Source organism: Micromonospora sp. NPDC005215, assembly GCF_040607915.1.
GTDB lineage: Bacteria > Actinomycetota > Actinomycetes > Mycobacteriales > Micromonosporaceae > Micromonospora.
The window spans coordinates 1-1,013 of record NZ_JBEXHQ010000130.1 but is presented as its reverse complement, the minus strand read 5'-3'; the positions used below and the strand labels follow the sequence as shown (position 1 = coordinate 1,013).

The 1,013-nt window shown below is 67.5% G+C and carries 1 protein-coding gene; it reads left to right on the top strand.

Annotated features, from left to right (window positions below; all coding sequences use genetic code 11):
* Positions 1 to 408: 408 nt before the first annotated feature.
* On the top strand, positions 409 to 1,013 hold a 605-nt coding region (locus ABZU25_RS34510), incomplete at its 3' end, for a C39 family peptidase (protein ID WP_355033557.1).

Sequence of the window (1,013 nt, the reverse complement as noted above, 5' to 3'; positions counted from 1 at the left end):
CGTGGGTGGGGCGGGGTCGTTATACCTGGCATGCCGCCGCGACCTCGGGTCGTGGCGTGCGGCAACCCCCAGGTCACCGCGGTCACCACCCCGTGACCGTCGGCCCCCCCGGGGAACACCCGCCAGCTCACCACGGTCACATCCCCGTGGCCGTCGGCCCCCGGGGAACACCCGGCCGGTCGCCGCGGTTACCTTCCCCGCACGGCCGAGCACCGCCGGCCGGCCTGGTTCGGAAGAAACGCTGGCGGAATGATTCGCTGCCCCGGACCGTTGCACCACCTTCCGGGATACCCCCGAGCAGGAGCCCGCAGGGCTGCCGGGCTGATCCCCTTGAGCTTCCCCGCATGGCCGCGCACCCCCCTTGTTGAGTGCTGTGTGGGTTTCCCCGATGCAGAGGAGCACGCCATCATGCGTACCGATCTGATTCGTAAGACTGCTCTGACCGCTGCTGGGCTCGCGTTCACCGGTGGTGCCATCGCCGGACCCGTCACCGCCGCATACGCGATGTCGGACGCCAAGCCGACCTCGCAGACCCAGTCCGACCGTAAGCCGTCGGGTGAGCGGGAGTTGGGTGTGCGCTACGAGGCGCAGCCGAACTTCTACTACTGTGGCCCGGCCGCGACCCGTAACGCCTTGTCCGTGCAGGGTAAGAACATCAACGTTGATGACATGGCCAAGGAGATGGGCACCACCGAGGCCGGCACGAACTCGATCAACGACATCACGCCGGTGCTGAACAAGGAGACCGGTAAGAACGACGCCTACCACAGCGTGGAGATCAGCAACCCCAACGCCGATGACAAGCAGACCGACCGGCTGCGCGCCGACGTCGTGAAGACCGTCGACGACGGGCGGGCCGTGGTCGCGAACATCGCCGGCACCAGCACCGACACCAACGGCGGTGTGCACTCCTATGAGGGCGGGCACTACATCAGCGTCGTCGGTTACCGGGACAACGGCACCACCGTCACGATCGCCGACTCCGCCGACCCCAACACCGCCTCCTACCAGAT